A 12,969-nucleotide genomic window follows, 5' to 3' on the forward strand; every position below is an offset into this window, starting at 1 on the left:
CGCAAAGCATGAGGTGGTGTCAAACCACCCGAAAAACGGGGGAGTGGGGCATGGCTATTCCAACTATGCCGGATGATCCGTTGAGCTGCTTCGTGTTGCTCGACGCACCAGGGCATTTGTTGCGCCGCTGTCATCAGATCGCGGTGGATTTCTATACCGAGGAAGTGGGCGAGAACGGCCCGACACCACCACAATTCGCGCTGCTGCTGACCGTCTACCAGAATCGTGGCCTGAGCCAGGTTGATCTGGTGCGGTTGACCGGCATCGACCGCTCGACAGTGGCCGAAATGGTGGCCCGCCTGCTCAAGCGCGAGTTGCTGGAGCGCAGCCGCACCGCAACCGACCGCCGCACCAATGCGCTGGCGGTGACGGAAGCCGGCGAAGCCATGCTGCGCGCCGCCCTGCCGGCGGTATTGCGGGCGCAGACCCGGGCGATGCAGCCGATACCACCGGCCAGGCGGGCCGAGTTGATCGACCTGCTGCGCCTGCTGGCCTCGGCAAAGGGACCGGCAGAGGCCGAAGCCGATATGGAAGTGGCCGAAAATTAACCCTTTCGGGCTAAGCTGACCCGGCAGACGCCGCTTTGGGAAGGGTCAGTCATGGTCACGGTCGAGTCGATTCGGGCGAAGATTGCCCGCATGGGGCAAGTCTATCAGCCGGGTAATGCCAGCCGGCCGGGACACCTGTACAACCCCCTGCCCTTCGACGATTTCGCCGATATCCCTTATCAGCGCGACGCCGTGGAAGAACGCTTCGCGCTGATGCAGACCACCCTGCCGCGCCCGTTCAAGACCGGTCGCCTGCTCGATATCGGCTGCCATAGCGGCTACAACTGCTTCCGCTTCCAGCGCCTGGGCTATACCTGTACCGGCATCGAGAAAGACACGCTGACCTGCGAGATCGGGCAGGACGTGAACGAGCTGAAGCAGACCGGCATCACCTTCATCAATGCCGCCGCCTCGCCCGAGCTGATCCGCGATCTCGGCCATTTCGACGTCATCCTGTTCCTCTCCACTTTCCAGTGGGTGGTGCATTTCGATGGTTTCGAAGCCGCCGTGAAACTGCTGACGGAAGTGCAGCGCCATTGCGACGTGCTGTTCTTCGAAACCTCGATGGGCCAGGAAGGCAAGATGAAGCTGCCGCAGATTCCCGATGCGGCAGCCGTACATGCCATGGTGAAGAATACCGGCATCCACAGCCATGTGGATTGCCTGGGCGCGATTCCGGCGCCGGGTTCGCCGATGGCGCAGAAGCGGCTGCTGTTCCGCTCGCAGAATCGCGCGGTAGCGGCCCCTGATCTCTGGGCCATGGCGCCGGAAGGGCTGGCTGAAGTGGCGCGCATGGCTGCCAACAGCAAGCCCTTCTATGCCAAGGAGAATGATCAGTTCATCAGCCGCATCTACGGCGTGCTGATGAGTGGCACGCAGAAGCTGGCGGTAAAAATGGTGCAGGCCAAGAATGATACCGCGCGCAGCCTGCTCTACCGCGAACATGAATTCCTCTACAGCCTGGATGCGCCCTGCTTCGTCAAGCCGGCCACCTTCGGCATGGACGAGAAAACCTATGTGCTGGCAATGCCGCTGCTGGAAGGCAAGACCCTGGCGCAGGCTGCCGCCGATGGCATGATCGAGAACAAGGACGCCGTGCGCGCCGGCCTGCAGCAGGCCCAGACGGCATTGAAGGCCGCCGGGATCCGCCACCGCGACCTGCGGCCGCAAAATGTGATGCTGACGGCGCAAGGCCCGGTGATTCTGGATTTCGGCTGGGCCTGCTGGGAGGATGAAGGCAACTGCCCGGCGCCGCCGCAACTGGCAGTGCCAGACGACGATGCCGCCTTCGCCGCCCTGTTCAAGCTGCTGGATTGATCCCGCCGCGCTTGATCAGTCTGCCTTGAGCAGCTTCTCCCAGCGCCGGCCGATTGCCTCTGGCGTATAGGTTTCCGCCACATAAGCCTGGCCGGCCCGCATGCGTGCGATGCAGGCCGCCGGATCATCCAGCGCCGCCTTGAGGCCGGCCACCAGATCGGCGCCGATGATGGCGAAGCCATCCAGTTCCCGATAACTGGCAATCGGATGCGCAAAAACCGCGCGCCCAGCCCATAGCGCCTGCAAGGCGCGGTTGTTGCTCTTGCCCACGGCAATATCGGCGGCATGGTCTATCGGCAGCAGCACCGCATCGCAGGCCGCCAGCGCCTGCTGCAACCCCGGCACCGACCAGGGCTGCCATTCGATCGGCACCGCGCCTTGGGCCAATCCACGCAGGCGGTCGAGATGCGCCACGGCATTCTGTTCGCAGAGCAGGGTAAGGGATACGGGCCGCAACGCCGCCAGACGCGGCAGGTCATCCTGGCAGAATTGCGCCAGCGCCCGGGCATGGCCGCCGAAGAAGCCGAACCACAGCAGATTGAGCGGCGCATCTGCCTGCGGTGCGAAACGCACTGGCGCCCGCGCCACTTCTACCGGATCACCGACCACGCCGAAGCGCAGGTCACTGCCGATATGCTCCGCCAGCCGCTGGGCGAGTATCTCCGTTGGCACCACCAGCGTATCGGCGGCCCGCATCAGGACCGGATAGAATTGCCGGCAAATCTCCACCTGTGCCGGCTGGCGCAGAATACCGCTGATATGGGCGGCGTAATGCGGCCCGACCTTGAGGTCGCAAACATCGATCAGCAGCCGGATGCCGGCCTGGCGATGCACCTGAATGAAGCTGCCCAGCCCAGGGATCAGGCCCTCGCGCAGCACGCGGTCTTCCTTCGGCTGCGCCAGCACGATGGCATCGCCGGCAAAGCGGAAATCCGGCGCCAGCACGCTATCCAGCGCCACCACCGTCACGTCATGACCGAGATCGCGCAGCGCCGCCGCCGGCATGGTGGCGCGGTAACGCACGCTGGCCAGCGATATCTCGCCACCAGCCAGTACGGCCGGCGCGGCATTGACAACGAATAACAGCTTCATGGCCCCAGCCTATTCATGACCAGAGTCTATCAGGCAGGATCGCGGCGTTCCAGATTATCGGCCAGCCGCGCCTGCAGGGCGGCAATATCCACCTGCCGCACCGAGCCGGCCCCGGCCAGATCGAGCGCCTGCACCGCCGCGGCCCCCATGGCAATGCACGGCCCCATCACGCGCACCGAAGCGAGTGCCGCCGGATCGCCATCGATGCAGCGCCCCGCCGCCACCAGGTTATCCGCTGCCGCCGGCACCATAGTGCCGAAAGGCAGGTAATGCAGGTGGTCGTCGCCGAATTCTTCCCAATGCACATCATCGGGCCGGTCATGCAGTTCTATCGGCCAGGAGCAGCGCAGGATGGCATCGGCGCTGCGGGTGCCGGCACGCACCGCCGCCACATCAAGGCTGTGGCGGGCGACGATCCAGCGGGTCTGGCGCACGCCCAGCAGGCCATAGCTGCGCACCCGGGCGCGGCCGAATACGGGGCCATATTCGCCACGCAGGAAATCCAGCACGCGGTCGGCCTGGGCGCGGCCTTCGATCTGCGCCAGGGCATGGCCCGCTGCATCGAGCGGGGTTTCCACATGGGTCATGTTGACCAGGGCCTGGCCTTTGCCGGGGAAGGCGAAAACGAAGCCATCCTTGCGCACCAGGCCATAGCGGGTGGCAGATTCCGCCAAGCGTTTCTGCATCGCCCAGCGGTCGAGCTGCATGGCTGCCGCCTCATCGAAATCCTCGATGCTGAACATCAACGTGCCCATGATCGGCGTGGCCGGTTCGCGGCAGTCAAAACCGGCAGCGAAGCTGAGCGCCGCATCGCCGGAGGCATCGACGAAACCCTGTGCCGCCACTTCCGCCCGGCCATAGCGCGTGGCAAGGCTGAGCGATGTGATACGGCCAGCATCGCGGCACGCCTCCAGCAAAGTGGCGCCAAGCAGCAGCGTGACGCCTGCCTCAACCAGGCTGCGCTCGATCCAGCGCGCCAAAGCCTGTTCCTGGTACATCAGAATGATCGTGTTGCGGCCCCGGCGCGGCGCAACCGCATCCGCTGCCGTCAAATCCCGCAGCATCGCATCGGCCATGCCATAGACGACACGGTACGGCGCCGGGCCGTTGGAATAGAGGCCGCAGAAAGTGCCGATCAGCGATTGCGTCGATTGCCCGCCCAACTGCGAACCGGCATCGATCAGCACCACCTTGCGGCCAAGTTTCGCCGCCTCCAATGCCGCCGAGACGCCGGCGATTCCGGCACCCAGGATGGCAATATCGGCGGCATAGTGTTTGGCGGCGCCTGCCTCGCGGCGCACGATGCGGGTGGCGGGGATCGGATATGCGTCGCTCATCGCCAGCGCAGCAGGAATTTTTCCGCCGCCGAAAGCAGCGCGGAAATCGCCAGGCCGAGCAGCGACAGCAGCACCACGCCAGCAACAAGCTGGTCCGTCTGCATCAGGTTGCCAGCACCGAGAATGAACGCCCCGATGCCGACCTGTGTGCCGATCATCTCCGCCGATACCAGCAGGATAAGGGCGATAGACGAGGAAATGCGGAAGCCGGCAAGAATGCCCGGCAAGGCACCCGGAAATACCACCTTGAAGATGATGCTGGATGTCGAGAGGCCGAAACTCTGGGCCATGCGAATGAGATTACGCGGCACGTTATCCACCGCTGAGAAGGTGGAAACCACCGTGGGGAAGAACACACCCAAGGCAATCGTGGCATATTTCGATGGCTCGCCGATGCCGAACCACAGGATCAGCAGCGGCAGCAGCGCGATCTTCGGGATCGGGAACAAGGCCGAGACCACCGGCAGGCCGACCGAGCGCGCCAGGGTGAACACCCCCATCAGGAAACCGACCACCAGGCCGGCGGACGTGCCAAGCAGCCAGCCGATCAGCACGCGCTGCAGCGAGGCGCTGATATGCGCCATGAAGCGGCCCGAGGCCAGCAGGTCGCGCAACGCGCTGATCACCTCATGCGGCGCCGGCATGAACAGGGCCGGCAGCAGGCGCGTGAGCGAAGCGACTTCCCATAGCGCGATGATCACGGCGAAGGCGAGCCAGGGCGCCCAGCGTTTCACCCCAGGCACGAAGCCGCCGCCACGGAACGGCACCGATTTGCGCGCGTTATCCGGCGTCATGCTGCATCTCGCGATCCGCCACCTGGGCTTCGGACTTGATCAACTGCCAGAGTTCCGTCTGCAATGCCTGCACTTTTGCGGCATGGGCAACCGCGCCGCGCTCGGCCACAGGCACCGGAATCTCCACCACCGCCTTGATGCGGCCCGGCCGGCGCGACAGCACCACCACGCGGTCGGCCAGCCGCACGGCTTCCGCCAGGTTATGCGTCACATAGAGCGTGGTGGTGCGTTCACGGCTCCATATGGCGAGCAGGTCATCCATCAGCAATTCGCGCGTCTGGGCATCCAGGGCGGAAAGCGGCTCGTCCATCAGCAGCACGGCAGGCTTCACGGCGATGGCACGCGCGATGCCGACGCGCTGACGCATGCCGCCGGAAAGCTGCTTCGGCAGCACTTGGGCGAAATCGCGCAGGCCGCAGAGCGCCAGCACCTCATCGATGCGGGCGGCGCGCTCGGCCTTGCTCAAAGCATGATGTTCCAGTGCCAGCGCAACATTGCCGGCAACGCTGCGCCAGGGCAGCAGTGCGAAATCCTGGAACACGAAGGTAAGCGGGTTGAGGCAGCCGGCGGGCGGCGCGCCGATCAGGTCGATGCTACCCTGCTGCAATTCCAGCAGGCCGCCGACCAGATTCAACAATGTGGACTTGCCGCAGCCGGACGGACCGATCAGCGCCACGGTTTCGCCGGGCGCCACCGCGAAGGAAATCCCATCCAGCACCGGCAGGTCGCCATAAGCATGGCCGACCTGCCGCAACACCACCTGCATCGGGTTTACTTCGGCAGGTCGAGGTGATCCTTGACGAAGCTCAAATCGAGGAACTGCTTGGCATCCACCGTCTTGTCGACCAGACCCTGGGCCTGATTCCACGCCACCTGGTCATAGATGTTCTTCACCAGCAGGCGGCCCTGCGGGTCCATGAAGTTGGCGGAAACCTTCACCACCTCGAAGCTCGGCTTCGGCTCCACCCACTTTTCCAGGATCGGGAAAGCCGCCTCGGCCTTGGCCCCGAAAACGCGGTTGCCGCCGGCATCCTTGGCCAGGAAGGCATCGGCATAATCGGCGAGGCCCTTCTGGTAGGCGCGCACGAAACGCTCCACCAGCGGCCGCTTGCCTTCCACATTCTTGGTCGAGGTGAACAGCGCGCCAAGCTGCCAGGGCGTATGGTCGGCAACCCAGCCGATGATCGTGCCGGCACCGTCGGCCTGCAGCTTGAGGGCATTGTTGGCCGGCAGGATGGTGGCATCCACCTGGCCACCCGCCAGCGCCGCCATCATGTTGGGGATCGACTGCACCGGCTTCATTTGCACGGAATCGAGCTTGAAGCCGTATTTATCGGCCAGCATGCCGAGATTGTAGTGGAAACTGGAACCGATGGTGGTGACGGCCACGCTCTTGCCGCCAAAGCCCTTCGGATTGCGGAAGCCGTCGTCATAGGCTTTCTTGCCGGCGACATAGGCAACGAAGTTGTAGCCCTTCTCCTCGCGGCTCTGCGCCGCGATCACCTTCAAGGCGCCCTTGCCGGCCAGATTGAAGAAGCCGCCGGTGAAGGCGGTGATGCCGAAATCGGCGTCGCCACCGGCCACGGCCACGGCAATCGCCTGGGCGGCATTGAATATCTTGATGTCGAGATCGATGCCTTCGGCATCGAAATAGCCGCGTTCCTTGGCGATGAAGATCGGTGCCGAGGAGACGAAGGCGAGCGAGGCTACGGAAGCTTTATCTTTAGCCTGGGCCTGCGCTGCGGCAGGAATAGCGGCAGCAAGGCCCGCCGCGAGCAAGGCGGCGAGAATCGTACGGCGCGACGACATGGCGTTTCCCCTAATACTCGATTGGCATTGCGGCCAACCTAATTGGGGGTTCCTTTGGCGTCAACCAGAGGGCTGGGCGGCCCTAGACGAGGATATTGACGTATTGGCCGAGATAGCGGCCGCGCGGCCTGGGCTGGCTGGTTTCAGCGCCCGGCGGCGTTTCCTGGGCCTGGGCAGAGGCCCGGGCCGGGCCGGCCTCGCCCGTGCGGCCAGTCGGCGCGGCAGCGGAAACCTGGCTCAATTGCGCGGAAAAACTGGCATTGCCGCTGGCGGCAGGGCGTGCCGCCGAGGCGGTCGGCTTGCTGCCTTGCAACTGCGAAAGCGCATTGAGCAGATTGTTGCTGGGCGCGATGGCCATGGGGTGTCAGACTCCGAAAAAAGCTGGAGCCGATTAAGGGCCGCCGACTCTTAAATCCGGGTTAAGCCCGATGGTTAAAAGGCATTAAGGTCTTAGCGCCCGCAGACGGCCTTCCAGATCGGCCCGCTGCGGCGCATTGGCCGGCAACAGCGCCAGGGCCTTGGTGTAGGCCTCCATGGCGGCATGCTTGTCGTTCTGCACTTCGCGGGCGCGGCCAAGCCTTACCCAGCCTTCAGGATCGTTCGGGTTTTCCTTCAGGCGCTCGGCCAGGCGGTCCACCATGGCATTGATCATCGCCGTGCGTTCTTCCAGCGACATCGATTGCGCCGCTTCCATCTGCTCGCGCGATGGCCCCGGCTGGGCCGGGGTGGCAGCCGGCGGCGGCAGCAACTGCGCCAGATCGGCGCCAAGGCGCGGCGCCAATTCCTGCAAGCGCGCCCGCACCAGCGGCAGCCAGGGTGCATCCGGCTCGGCCGAACGCGCCAGCGCCAGCCAATCGGCGAAGGCGCCGCGTACATCGCCATCCTGCAGCTTGGCCATGCCCATGTAATAGGACGCGCCGGGATGACCGGGCTCGATCTGCAACACGCGCTCGAACGCCACGCGGGCTTCGCGCGTCACCGCGCCGTCATTGCCGAAAACATAAGCCTCGCCCAGGAAGGCCTGGGCCTCGGCATCCTGCGGCTGCAAGGCAACCAGGCGATTGAAGGCATCGGCGGATTCGCCATAGCGGCCCATATTCATCAGCGTGCGGCCCAGCAGCAGCCAGCCATCGGCGCGGTTCGGCTCCGCCTCCAGCCGCTGGCGCAGGCGATCCACCAGCACATCCAGCTCGCGCCGCTCGGCGCGCTGGCGCTCAAGCTCGGCCTGCTGCATCGCCGGCAGCATCCGGGCCGCGTCCGGCCGCCCCAGCGCAGCATAGAGGCCGACCGCGCCAACGGGGAGCAACGCCAGCAGCAGACCGGTGCCGATCAGTACGCCGGGCGTCAGGGTTCTGCTTGCCGCCGCTTCATCGGGTGCCGCATCGGCGCGCAGCAGGCGGCGCTGGATTTCCACACGGGCATTGTTGGCTTCCGCCTCGTTCAGCGTGCCGCGCGCCACTTCCTGCGCGATCTCGTCAAGCTGCGCGCGATACACTGCCAGATCATGCGCCTTGCGCGCCGTGGCGGTGCGGTTGCGCAGCCACGGCCAGAGCAGGAAGGCCAGCGCCACGGCGAGCAGCACGGCGATACCAAGCCACAACATGCTCAGGGTTCCCCGCTTTTCAGCAATTCGGCAACGCGCCTGCTTTCATCAGCCGAGAGCGGAGCGGCCGGTTTGGCTTCCGCCATGGCGCGGCGGTTGCGGCGGTGCAGCGCGAAAACCGCGGCGCCGCCTGCCAGCAGCAGCAGGCCAGGGCCGATCCACAGCAGCAGGGTGCGCTGGTTGAAGCGCGGCGTCAGCAGCACCCATTCACCATAGCGCGCCACCAGATACTCCAACACGGCCTGATCGGAATCGCCGGCCAGGATGCGCTCGCGCACCAGACGGCGCAGGTCGCGCGCCAATGGTGCATTGGATTCCTCGATCGACTGGTTCTGGCAGACCAGGCAGCGCAGATCCTTGGACAAAAGCCGCGCACGCGCCTCGGCGGCCGGATCGGTGAGTGTCGGCTCAAGATGCTGCGCCAGCGCAGGCGCCGCCGCGCATAACAGCAGCAGGAAAGCCAGCCGCTTCAGCATTTGGCTTCAGCCGGCACCGGCTTGCCGGCGCGGGCGGCATCCACCGCCGGCTTGATCTTGTTGGCTACATCATAGTCGGTCAGCGGCCCGATATGCTTGCACAGGATCTGGCCAGCACCATTGACCACGAAGGTTTCCGGCACACCGTAGACGCCCCAGTCGATGCTGACGCGGCCATCGCGGTCGGCACCCGTGCGCTTGAATGGATCGCCGAGATCATCGAGCCAGCGCGCCACCGCCTGCGGCTCGTCCTTGTAGTTCAAGCCATGCACCGGCACGCCCTGGCGGCTCAGTTGCAGCAGCAGCGGATGTTCAACGCGGCAGGGCAGGCACCAGGAGGCGAACACATTCACCAGGGCAACTTCGCCGCCCTTGAGATCACCGCTGCTGAGACCGTCGCTGCGGCCCTGCACCGGTGGCAGGGCGAATTCCGGCACCGGCTTGCCGATCAAGGCGGAAGGAATCTCGCGCGGATTGAGCGTGAGGCCGACGGCTAGGCCGATACCGATGATGATGAAGAGGGCAAAGGGCAGGTAACGCATCATGATGGCTACTCGGCTGCCGCTGGCATGGCCTGCGGGCGGCGCTGCGATTTCGGTACACCGACACGATGGCGGCGGTCAGACAGCGACAGCAGGCCGCCGAAAGCCATCACCAGGGCGCCAAGCCAGATCCAGGACACCATCGGCTTCCAGTAGAGCCGCACGGCATGGCCACGCTGGGCATCGCCCTCACCCACCACGGCATAGAGATCGGCGAACAGCGACGGGCGGATCGCGGCCTCGGTGGTTTCCATCGGCGGCTGCTGATAGCGGCGCTGAGAGGGCAGCAGCAGGTCCACCACCTTGCCATCGCGGATCAACTCGAAGCGGCCCTGCGTCGCCAGATAGTTCGGCCCCTGCACCGGCTGCACGCCGAGGAAGCGATACTGCACCGGGCCAACCGAGACGACATCGCCTGCCTTCATCACCAGCTGCTTTTCGATCTGCCAGGTTTCCGACACCGTGATACCGAGGATCATCACCGCGACGCCGAGATGCGCCACCAGCATGCCCCAGGCGGCGCGCGGCAGGTGGCGGGCGCGGTTCAGGCTTTCCTTCGGCGAGGCCTGGAACAGCTTGATGCGCGTAGCCCATTCGGTGAGCGCGCCGACGCCGAGCCAGGCGCCGAGCGCCAGGCCGAGCAGCGACAGCCAGGGGCCATCGCCACGCAGCCACAGGGCCAGCAGCAGGCCGAGAATGGCGGCGCCACCGGCAAAGCCGAGGCGGCCGAGCGCGGCCGCAAGATCACCGCGCTTCCAGGCCAGCAGCGGCCCAACGGCAATGGCGGCACAGAGCGGCGCCATCAGCGGGATGAACACGCTGTTGAAATAGGCCGGGCCGACCGAAACCTTCTGGCTGGCAATGGCATCCAGCGCCAGCGGGTAGAGCGTGCCGAGCAGCACCGCGCCGGTGGCGACCGCCAGCAGCAGGTTGTTCAGCACCAGGGCGCCCTCGCGGCTCAGCGGCGCGAAGATGCCGACGCTGGAAAGCGCCGGCGCGCGCCAGGCATAGAGCGCCAGGCTGCCGCCCACCACGATGCCGAGGAAGATCAGGATGAACAGGCCGCGTGTCGGGTCGGTGGCGAAGGCATGCACCGAGTTCAGCACGCCGGAGCGGACCAGGAAGGTGCCGAGCAGACTAAGCGAAAAGGTGAGGATGGCGAGCAGCACGGTCCAGCTTTTCAGCGCCTCGCGCTTTTCCACCACCACGGCGGAATGGAGCAAAGCCGTGCCCGCCAGCCAGGGCATGAAGGAGGCATTTTCCACCGGATCCCAGAACCACCAGCCGCCCCAGCCGAGTTCGTAATAGGCCCACCAGGAACCCATGGCGATGCCGATGGTAAGGAATATCCAGGCGGCCAGCGTCCAGGGCCGCACCCAGCGCGCCCAGGCGGGATCGACGCGGCCCTCGATCAGTGCCGCGATGGCGAACGAGAAGGCGACCGAGAAGCCGACATAACCGAGATAAAGGAAGGGCGGATGGAAGGCGAGGCCGGGATCCTGCAGCAGCGGGTTCAGCCCCTTGCCTTCCAGCGGCGCCGGCAACAGGCGATCGAAAGGATTGGAGGTGAGCAGGATGAACAGCAGGAAGCCGACACCAATCAGGCCCTGGATGCTGAGCACCCGGGCGCGCAAGGTGCCCGGCAGCGGCGCGCCGAATACCGCCACGGCAGCGCCAAACACAGCCAGGATCAACTGCCACAGCAGCAGCGAGCCCTCGTGATTGCCCCACACGCCGCTGATCTTGTAGAGCATCGGCTTCAGCGTGTGCGAATTCTGCGCCACGTTCAGCACCGAAAAATCTGACGTGACATAGGCGTAGGTGAGGCAGCCGAAGGCAAAGGCGGTGAACAATGCCTGGCCCATGGCGGCCGATGGCGCCAGGCCGATCCACGGCGCGATGCCACGCGCCGCACCGATCAGTGGCAGGGTGCCCTGCGCCACCGCCAGCGCCAGCGCCAGGATCAGCGCGAAATGGCCCAGTTCAGCGATCATGGTGGTCAGCAATCATTTCGGCTTGTTCTCACCTGCATGTTGCCATTGGCCGGATTTTTTCAGCGCATCGGCCACTTCCGGCGGCATGTAGTTCTCATCATGCTTGGCCAGCACTTCGGAGGCGATGAAGCGCCCCTGGCGGTCCAGCCGGCCATCGGCGACGATGCCCTGGCCCTCGCGGAACAGGTCCGGCAGCATGCCGGTATAGCGGATCGCGACGGAATGTTTCAGGTCGGTGACCGTGAAATCCGTGACCAGGCCATCGCGCTTCACGCTGCCCTGCTCCACCAGGCCGCCGACGCGGAACCGCTTGTCGGCGGGCAGGTGCTTTTCCACCACATCGCTGGGCGAGTGGAAGAATACCAGATTGTCGGAAAAGGCGGTCAGCACCAGGGCGGCGGCCACGCCCAGGCCCGCCACCAGCGCCAGCACGGCGAACAGCCGCTTGCGTTTACGCGTCACGGCTTGCTCCGGCCCGCTCACGCATCGCGGCCGGCCTCCTTGCGCGCCTCGGCCAGTTCGCGTTCAGCCGTGCCGAGCGCATGGCGGCTGAGCAGCGCCAGACCGCCAAGCACGGCAAAGCCGATGGCGAAGGCTGGCCAGATGAATCCGGCATGGCCACCCATGGCAAGAAAATCGCTGACGCTGGACCAGTACACGGGGCTGTCCACGGCTCCATAAGTTCATGAAAAATATATACCGCCGGCGGGGCGAAAACTACCCGGCGGCCCCTTCCCCGGCTGCGACGAAACGCAGCATGCGGGCCTGGCGGGCGAGGATTTCGGCGCGGACGCGCAGGCTTAGCAGCCAGAGGTAATAGGCCTTGCAGCCAATCGCCACCAAAAGCAGCGGCCAGAGGATATCGGCATGGATTTTCGGCCCCGACAGGGTGAGCACGCTGGCCGGCTGGTGCAGCGTGTTCCACCAGTCGACGGAGAATTTGATGATCGGCAGGTTCACGGCACCGACCAGGGCCAGGATGGCGGCGGCGCGACCGGAACGCTGCGGGTCGTCGAAGGCTTCCCACAGCGCCATGTAGCCAAGATAGATGAAGAAGAGGATCAGCATCGAGGTAAGCCGGGCATCCCAGACCCACCAGGTGCCCCACATCGGCTTGCCCCAGAGCGAGCCGGTGATCAGGCAGATCAGCGTGAAAGCAGCGCCGACCGGGGCCGAGGCCTTGGCGGCGAGTTCCGCCACCGGATGGCGCCAGATCAGCGCCACCGCCGAGGCCAGCGCCATGCCGGCATAGATGAACAGGCTCATCCAGGCCGCCGGCACATGCAGATACATGATGCGCACGGTTTCGCCCTGCTGATAATCCGGCGGCGAATAGAGCAGGCCCCAGCCAAGGCCAAGGCCAAGGCCGAGCACGGCTATACCGGCAGCCCAGGGCCGGATCGCGGCCATCAGGCGCAGGAAGCGGGCAGGATTGGCAAGATAATGCATGGGCGCCG

Annotated in this window: 15 protein-coding genes; 2 read left to right on the plus strand and 13 right to left on the minus strand. The window is 65.4% G+C overall.

What is annotated here, in order from left to right:
• Positions 1–50 precede the first annotated feature (50 nt).
• Positions 51–548: a MarR family winged helix-turn-helix transcriptional regulator gene (locus tag ACQY7X_RS01735; protein WP_428248117.1), complete on the plus strand. Its 498-nt coding sequence runs from the start codon at positions 51–53 to the stop codon at positions 546–548.
• A 51-nt stretch (positions 549–599) separates the two neighbouring features.
• Positions 600–1,865, plus strand: coding sequence for a protein kinase domain-containing protein (locus ACQY7X_RS01740; RefSeq protein WP_428248118.1), 1,266 nt, complete (start codon positions 600–602; stop codon positions 1,863–1,865).
• Positions 1,866–1,880: 15 nt separating this feature from the next.
• Here the strand turns inward: ACQY7X_RS01740 and ACQY7X_RS01745 are convergent, their stop codons facing one another.
• The 13 genes from ACQY7X_RS01745 to ACQY7X_RS01805 all read right to left on the minus strand — a co-directional run bounded on the left by ACQY7X_RS01745 (position 1,881) and on the right by ACQY7X_RS01805 (position 12,961).
• Positions 1,881–2,957: a hypothetical protein gene (locus ACQY7X_RS01745; protein WP_428248119.1), complete on the minus strand. Its 1,077-nt coding sequence runs from the start codon at positions 2,955–2,957 to the stop codon at positions 1,881–1,883.
• Between the two features lie 29 nt (positions 2,958–2,986).
• Positions 2,987–4,294, minus strand: coding sequence for an FAD-dependent oxidoreductase (locus ACQY7X_RS01750; RefSeq protein ID WP_428248120.1), 1,308 nt, complete (start codon positions 4,292–4,294; stop codon positions 2,987–2,989).
• Complete coding sequence (locus tag ACQY7X_RS01755; RefSeq protein ID WP_428248121.1) at positions 4,291–5,088, minus strand: ABC transporter permease; 798 nt, start codon at positions 5,086–5,088, stop codon at positions 4,291–4,293. The genes ACQY7X_RS01750 and ACQY7X_RS01755 overlap by 4 nt, the downstream gene beginning before the upstream one ends.
• Positions 5,075–5,854 carry an ABC transporter ATP-binding protein gene (locus ACQY7X_RS01760; protein ID WP_428248122.1) on the minus strand — a complete coding sequence of 260 codons (780 nt, stop codon included), beginning with the start codon at positions 5,852–5,854 and terminating at the stop codon, positions 5,075–5,077. The genes ACQY7X_RS01755 and ACQY7X_RS01760 overlap by 14 nt, the downstream gene beginning before the upstream one ends.
• A 5-nt stretch (positions 5,855–5,859) precedes the next feature.
• Complete coding sequence (locus ACQY7X_RS01765; protein WP_428248123.1) at positions 5,860–6,897, minus strand: ABC transporter substrate-binding protein; 1,038 nt, start codon at positions 6,895–6,897, stop codon at positions 5,860–5,862.
• A gap of 82 nt (positions 6,898–6,979) precedes the next feature.
• Positions 6,980–7,255, minus strand: coding sequence for a hypothetical protein (locus tag ACQY7X_RS01770; RefSeq protein WP_428248124.1), 276 nt, complete (start codon positions 7,253–7,255; stop codon positions 6,980–6,982).
• Positions 7,256–7,339: 84 nt separating this feature from the next.
• Positions 7,340–8,500, minus strand: coding sequence for a c-type cytochrome biogenesis protein CcmI (gene ccmI / locus ACQY7X_RS01775; protein WP_428248125.1), 1,161 nt, complete (start codon positions 8,498–8,500; stop codon positions 7,340–7,342).
• Between the two features lie 2 nt (positions 8,501–8,502).
• On the minus strand, positions 8,503–8,976 hold the full coding sequence (locus ACQY7X_RS01780) for a cytochrome c-type biogenesis protein (RefSeq protein WP_428248126.1): 474 nt from the start codon (positions 8,974–8,976) through the stop codon (positions 8,503–8,505).
• A complete protein-coding gene (locus ACQY7X_RS01785; RefSeq protein ID WP_428248127.1) occupies positions 8,970–9,521 on the minus strand; it encodes a DsbE family thiol:disulfide interchange protein in 552 nt (183 codons plus the stop codon). Before ACQY7X_RS01785 ends, ACQY7X_RS01780 begins: the two co-directional genes overlap by 7 nt.
• 5 nt (positions 9,522–9,526) lie before the next feature.
• Positions 9,527–11,512, minus strand: a complete 1,986-nt coding sequence (locus ACQY7X_RS01790; RefSeq protein WP_428248128.1) for a heme lyase CcmF/NrfE family subunit — start codon at positions 11,510–11,512, stop codon at positions 9,527–9,529.
• 12 nt (positions 11,513–11,524) lie between these two features.
• The gene (gene ccmE, locus ACQY7X_RS01795; protein WP_428248129.1) at positions 11,525–11,974 is read right to left on the minus strand and encodes a cytochrome c maturation protein CcmE; all 450 of its coding nucleotides are present in this window, start codon (positions 11,972–11,974) and stop codon (positions 11,525–11,527) included.
• 17 nt (positions 11,975–11,991) lie between these two features.
• Entirely contained in the window at positions 11,992–12,183 is a 192-nt protein-coding gene (gene ccmD, locus ACQY7X_RS01800) for a heme exporter protein CcmD (RefSeq protein WP_428248130.1), read from the minus strand.
• 46 nt (positions 12,184–12,229) lie between these two features.
• Positions 12,230–12,961, minus strand: a complete 732-nt coding sequence (locus ACQY7X_RS01805; RefSeq protein ID WP_428248131.1) for a heme ABC transporter permease — start codon at positions 12,959–12,961, stop codon at positions 12,230–12,232.
• Between the last annotated feature and the right edge of the window lie 8 nt (positions 12,962–12,969).

The sequence above is a fragment of the Ferrovibrio sp. genome (genome assembly GCF_965278975.1).
Classification (GTDB): Bacteria; Pseudomonadota; Alphaproteobacteria; order Ferrovibrionales; family Ferrovibrionaceae; genus Ferrovibrio.

What these genes read in the sequence shown, in the direction of transcription:
- ACQY7X_RS01755 (WP_428248121.1), bottom strand. Translation starts at nt 5,088, where the DNA reads ATGACGCCGGATAACGCGCGCAAATCGGTGCCGTTCCGTGGCGGCGGC.
- ACQY7X_RS01805 (WP_428248131.1), bottom strand. Translation starts at nt 12,961, where the DNA reads ATGCATTATCTTGCCAATCCTGCCCGCTTCCTGCGCCTGATGGCCGCG.
- ACQY7X_RS01780 (WP_428248126.1), bottom strand. Translation starts at nt 8,976, where the DNA reads ATGCTGAAGCGGCTGGCTTTCCTGCTGCTGTTATGCGCGGCGGCGCCT.
- ACQY7X_RS01740 (WP_428248118.1), top strand. Translation starts at nt 600, where the DNA reads ATGGTCACGGTCGAGTCGATTCGGGCGAAGATTGCCCGCATGGGGCAA.
- ACQY7X_RS01765 (WP_428248123.1), bottom strand. Translation starts at nt 6,897, where the DNA reads ATGTCGTCGCGCCGTACGATTCTCGCCGCCTTGCTCGCGGCGGGCCTT.
- ACQY7X_RS01770 (WP_428248124.1), bottom strand. Translation starts at nt 7,255, where the DNA reads ATGGCCATCGCGCCCAGCAACAATCTGCTCAATGCGCTTTCGCAGTTG.
- ACQY7X_RS01735 (WP_428248117.1), top strand. Translation starts at nt 51, where the DNA reads ATGGCTATTCCAACTATGCCGGATGATCCGTTGAGCTGCTTCGTGTTG.
- ACQY7X_RS01745 (WP_428248119.1), bottom strand. Translation starts at nt 2,957, where the DNA reads ATGAAGCTGTTATTCGTTGTCAATGCCGCGCCGGCCGTACTGGCTGGT.
- ACQY7X_RS01760 (WP_428248122.1), bottom strand. Translation starts at nt 5,854, where the DNA reads ATGCAGGTGGTGTTGCGGCAGGTCGGCCATGCTTATGGCGACCTGCCG.
- ACQY7X_RS01785 (WP_428248127.1), bottom strand. Translation starts at nt 9,521, where the DNA reads ATGATGCGTTACCTGCCCTTTGCCCTCTTCATCATCATCGGTATCGGC.
- ccmI (WP_428248125.1), bottom strand. Translation starts at nt 8,500, where the DNA reads ATGTTGTGGCTTGGTATCGCCGTGCTGCTCGCCGTGGCGCTGGCCTTC.
- ACQY7X_RS01750 (WP_428248120.1), bottom strand. Translation starts at nt 4,294, where the DNA reads ATGAGCGACGCATATCCGATCCCCGCCACCCGCATCGTGCGCCGCGAG.
- ACQY7X_RS01790 (WP_428248128.1), bottom strand. Translation starts at nt 11,512, where the DNA reads ATGATCGCTGAACTGGGCCATTTCGCGCTGATCCTGGCGCTGGCGCTG.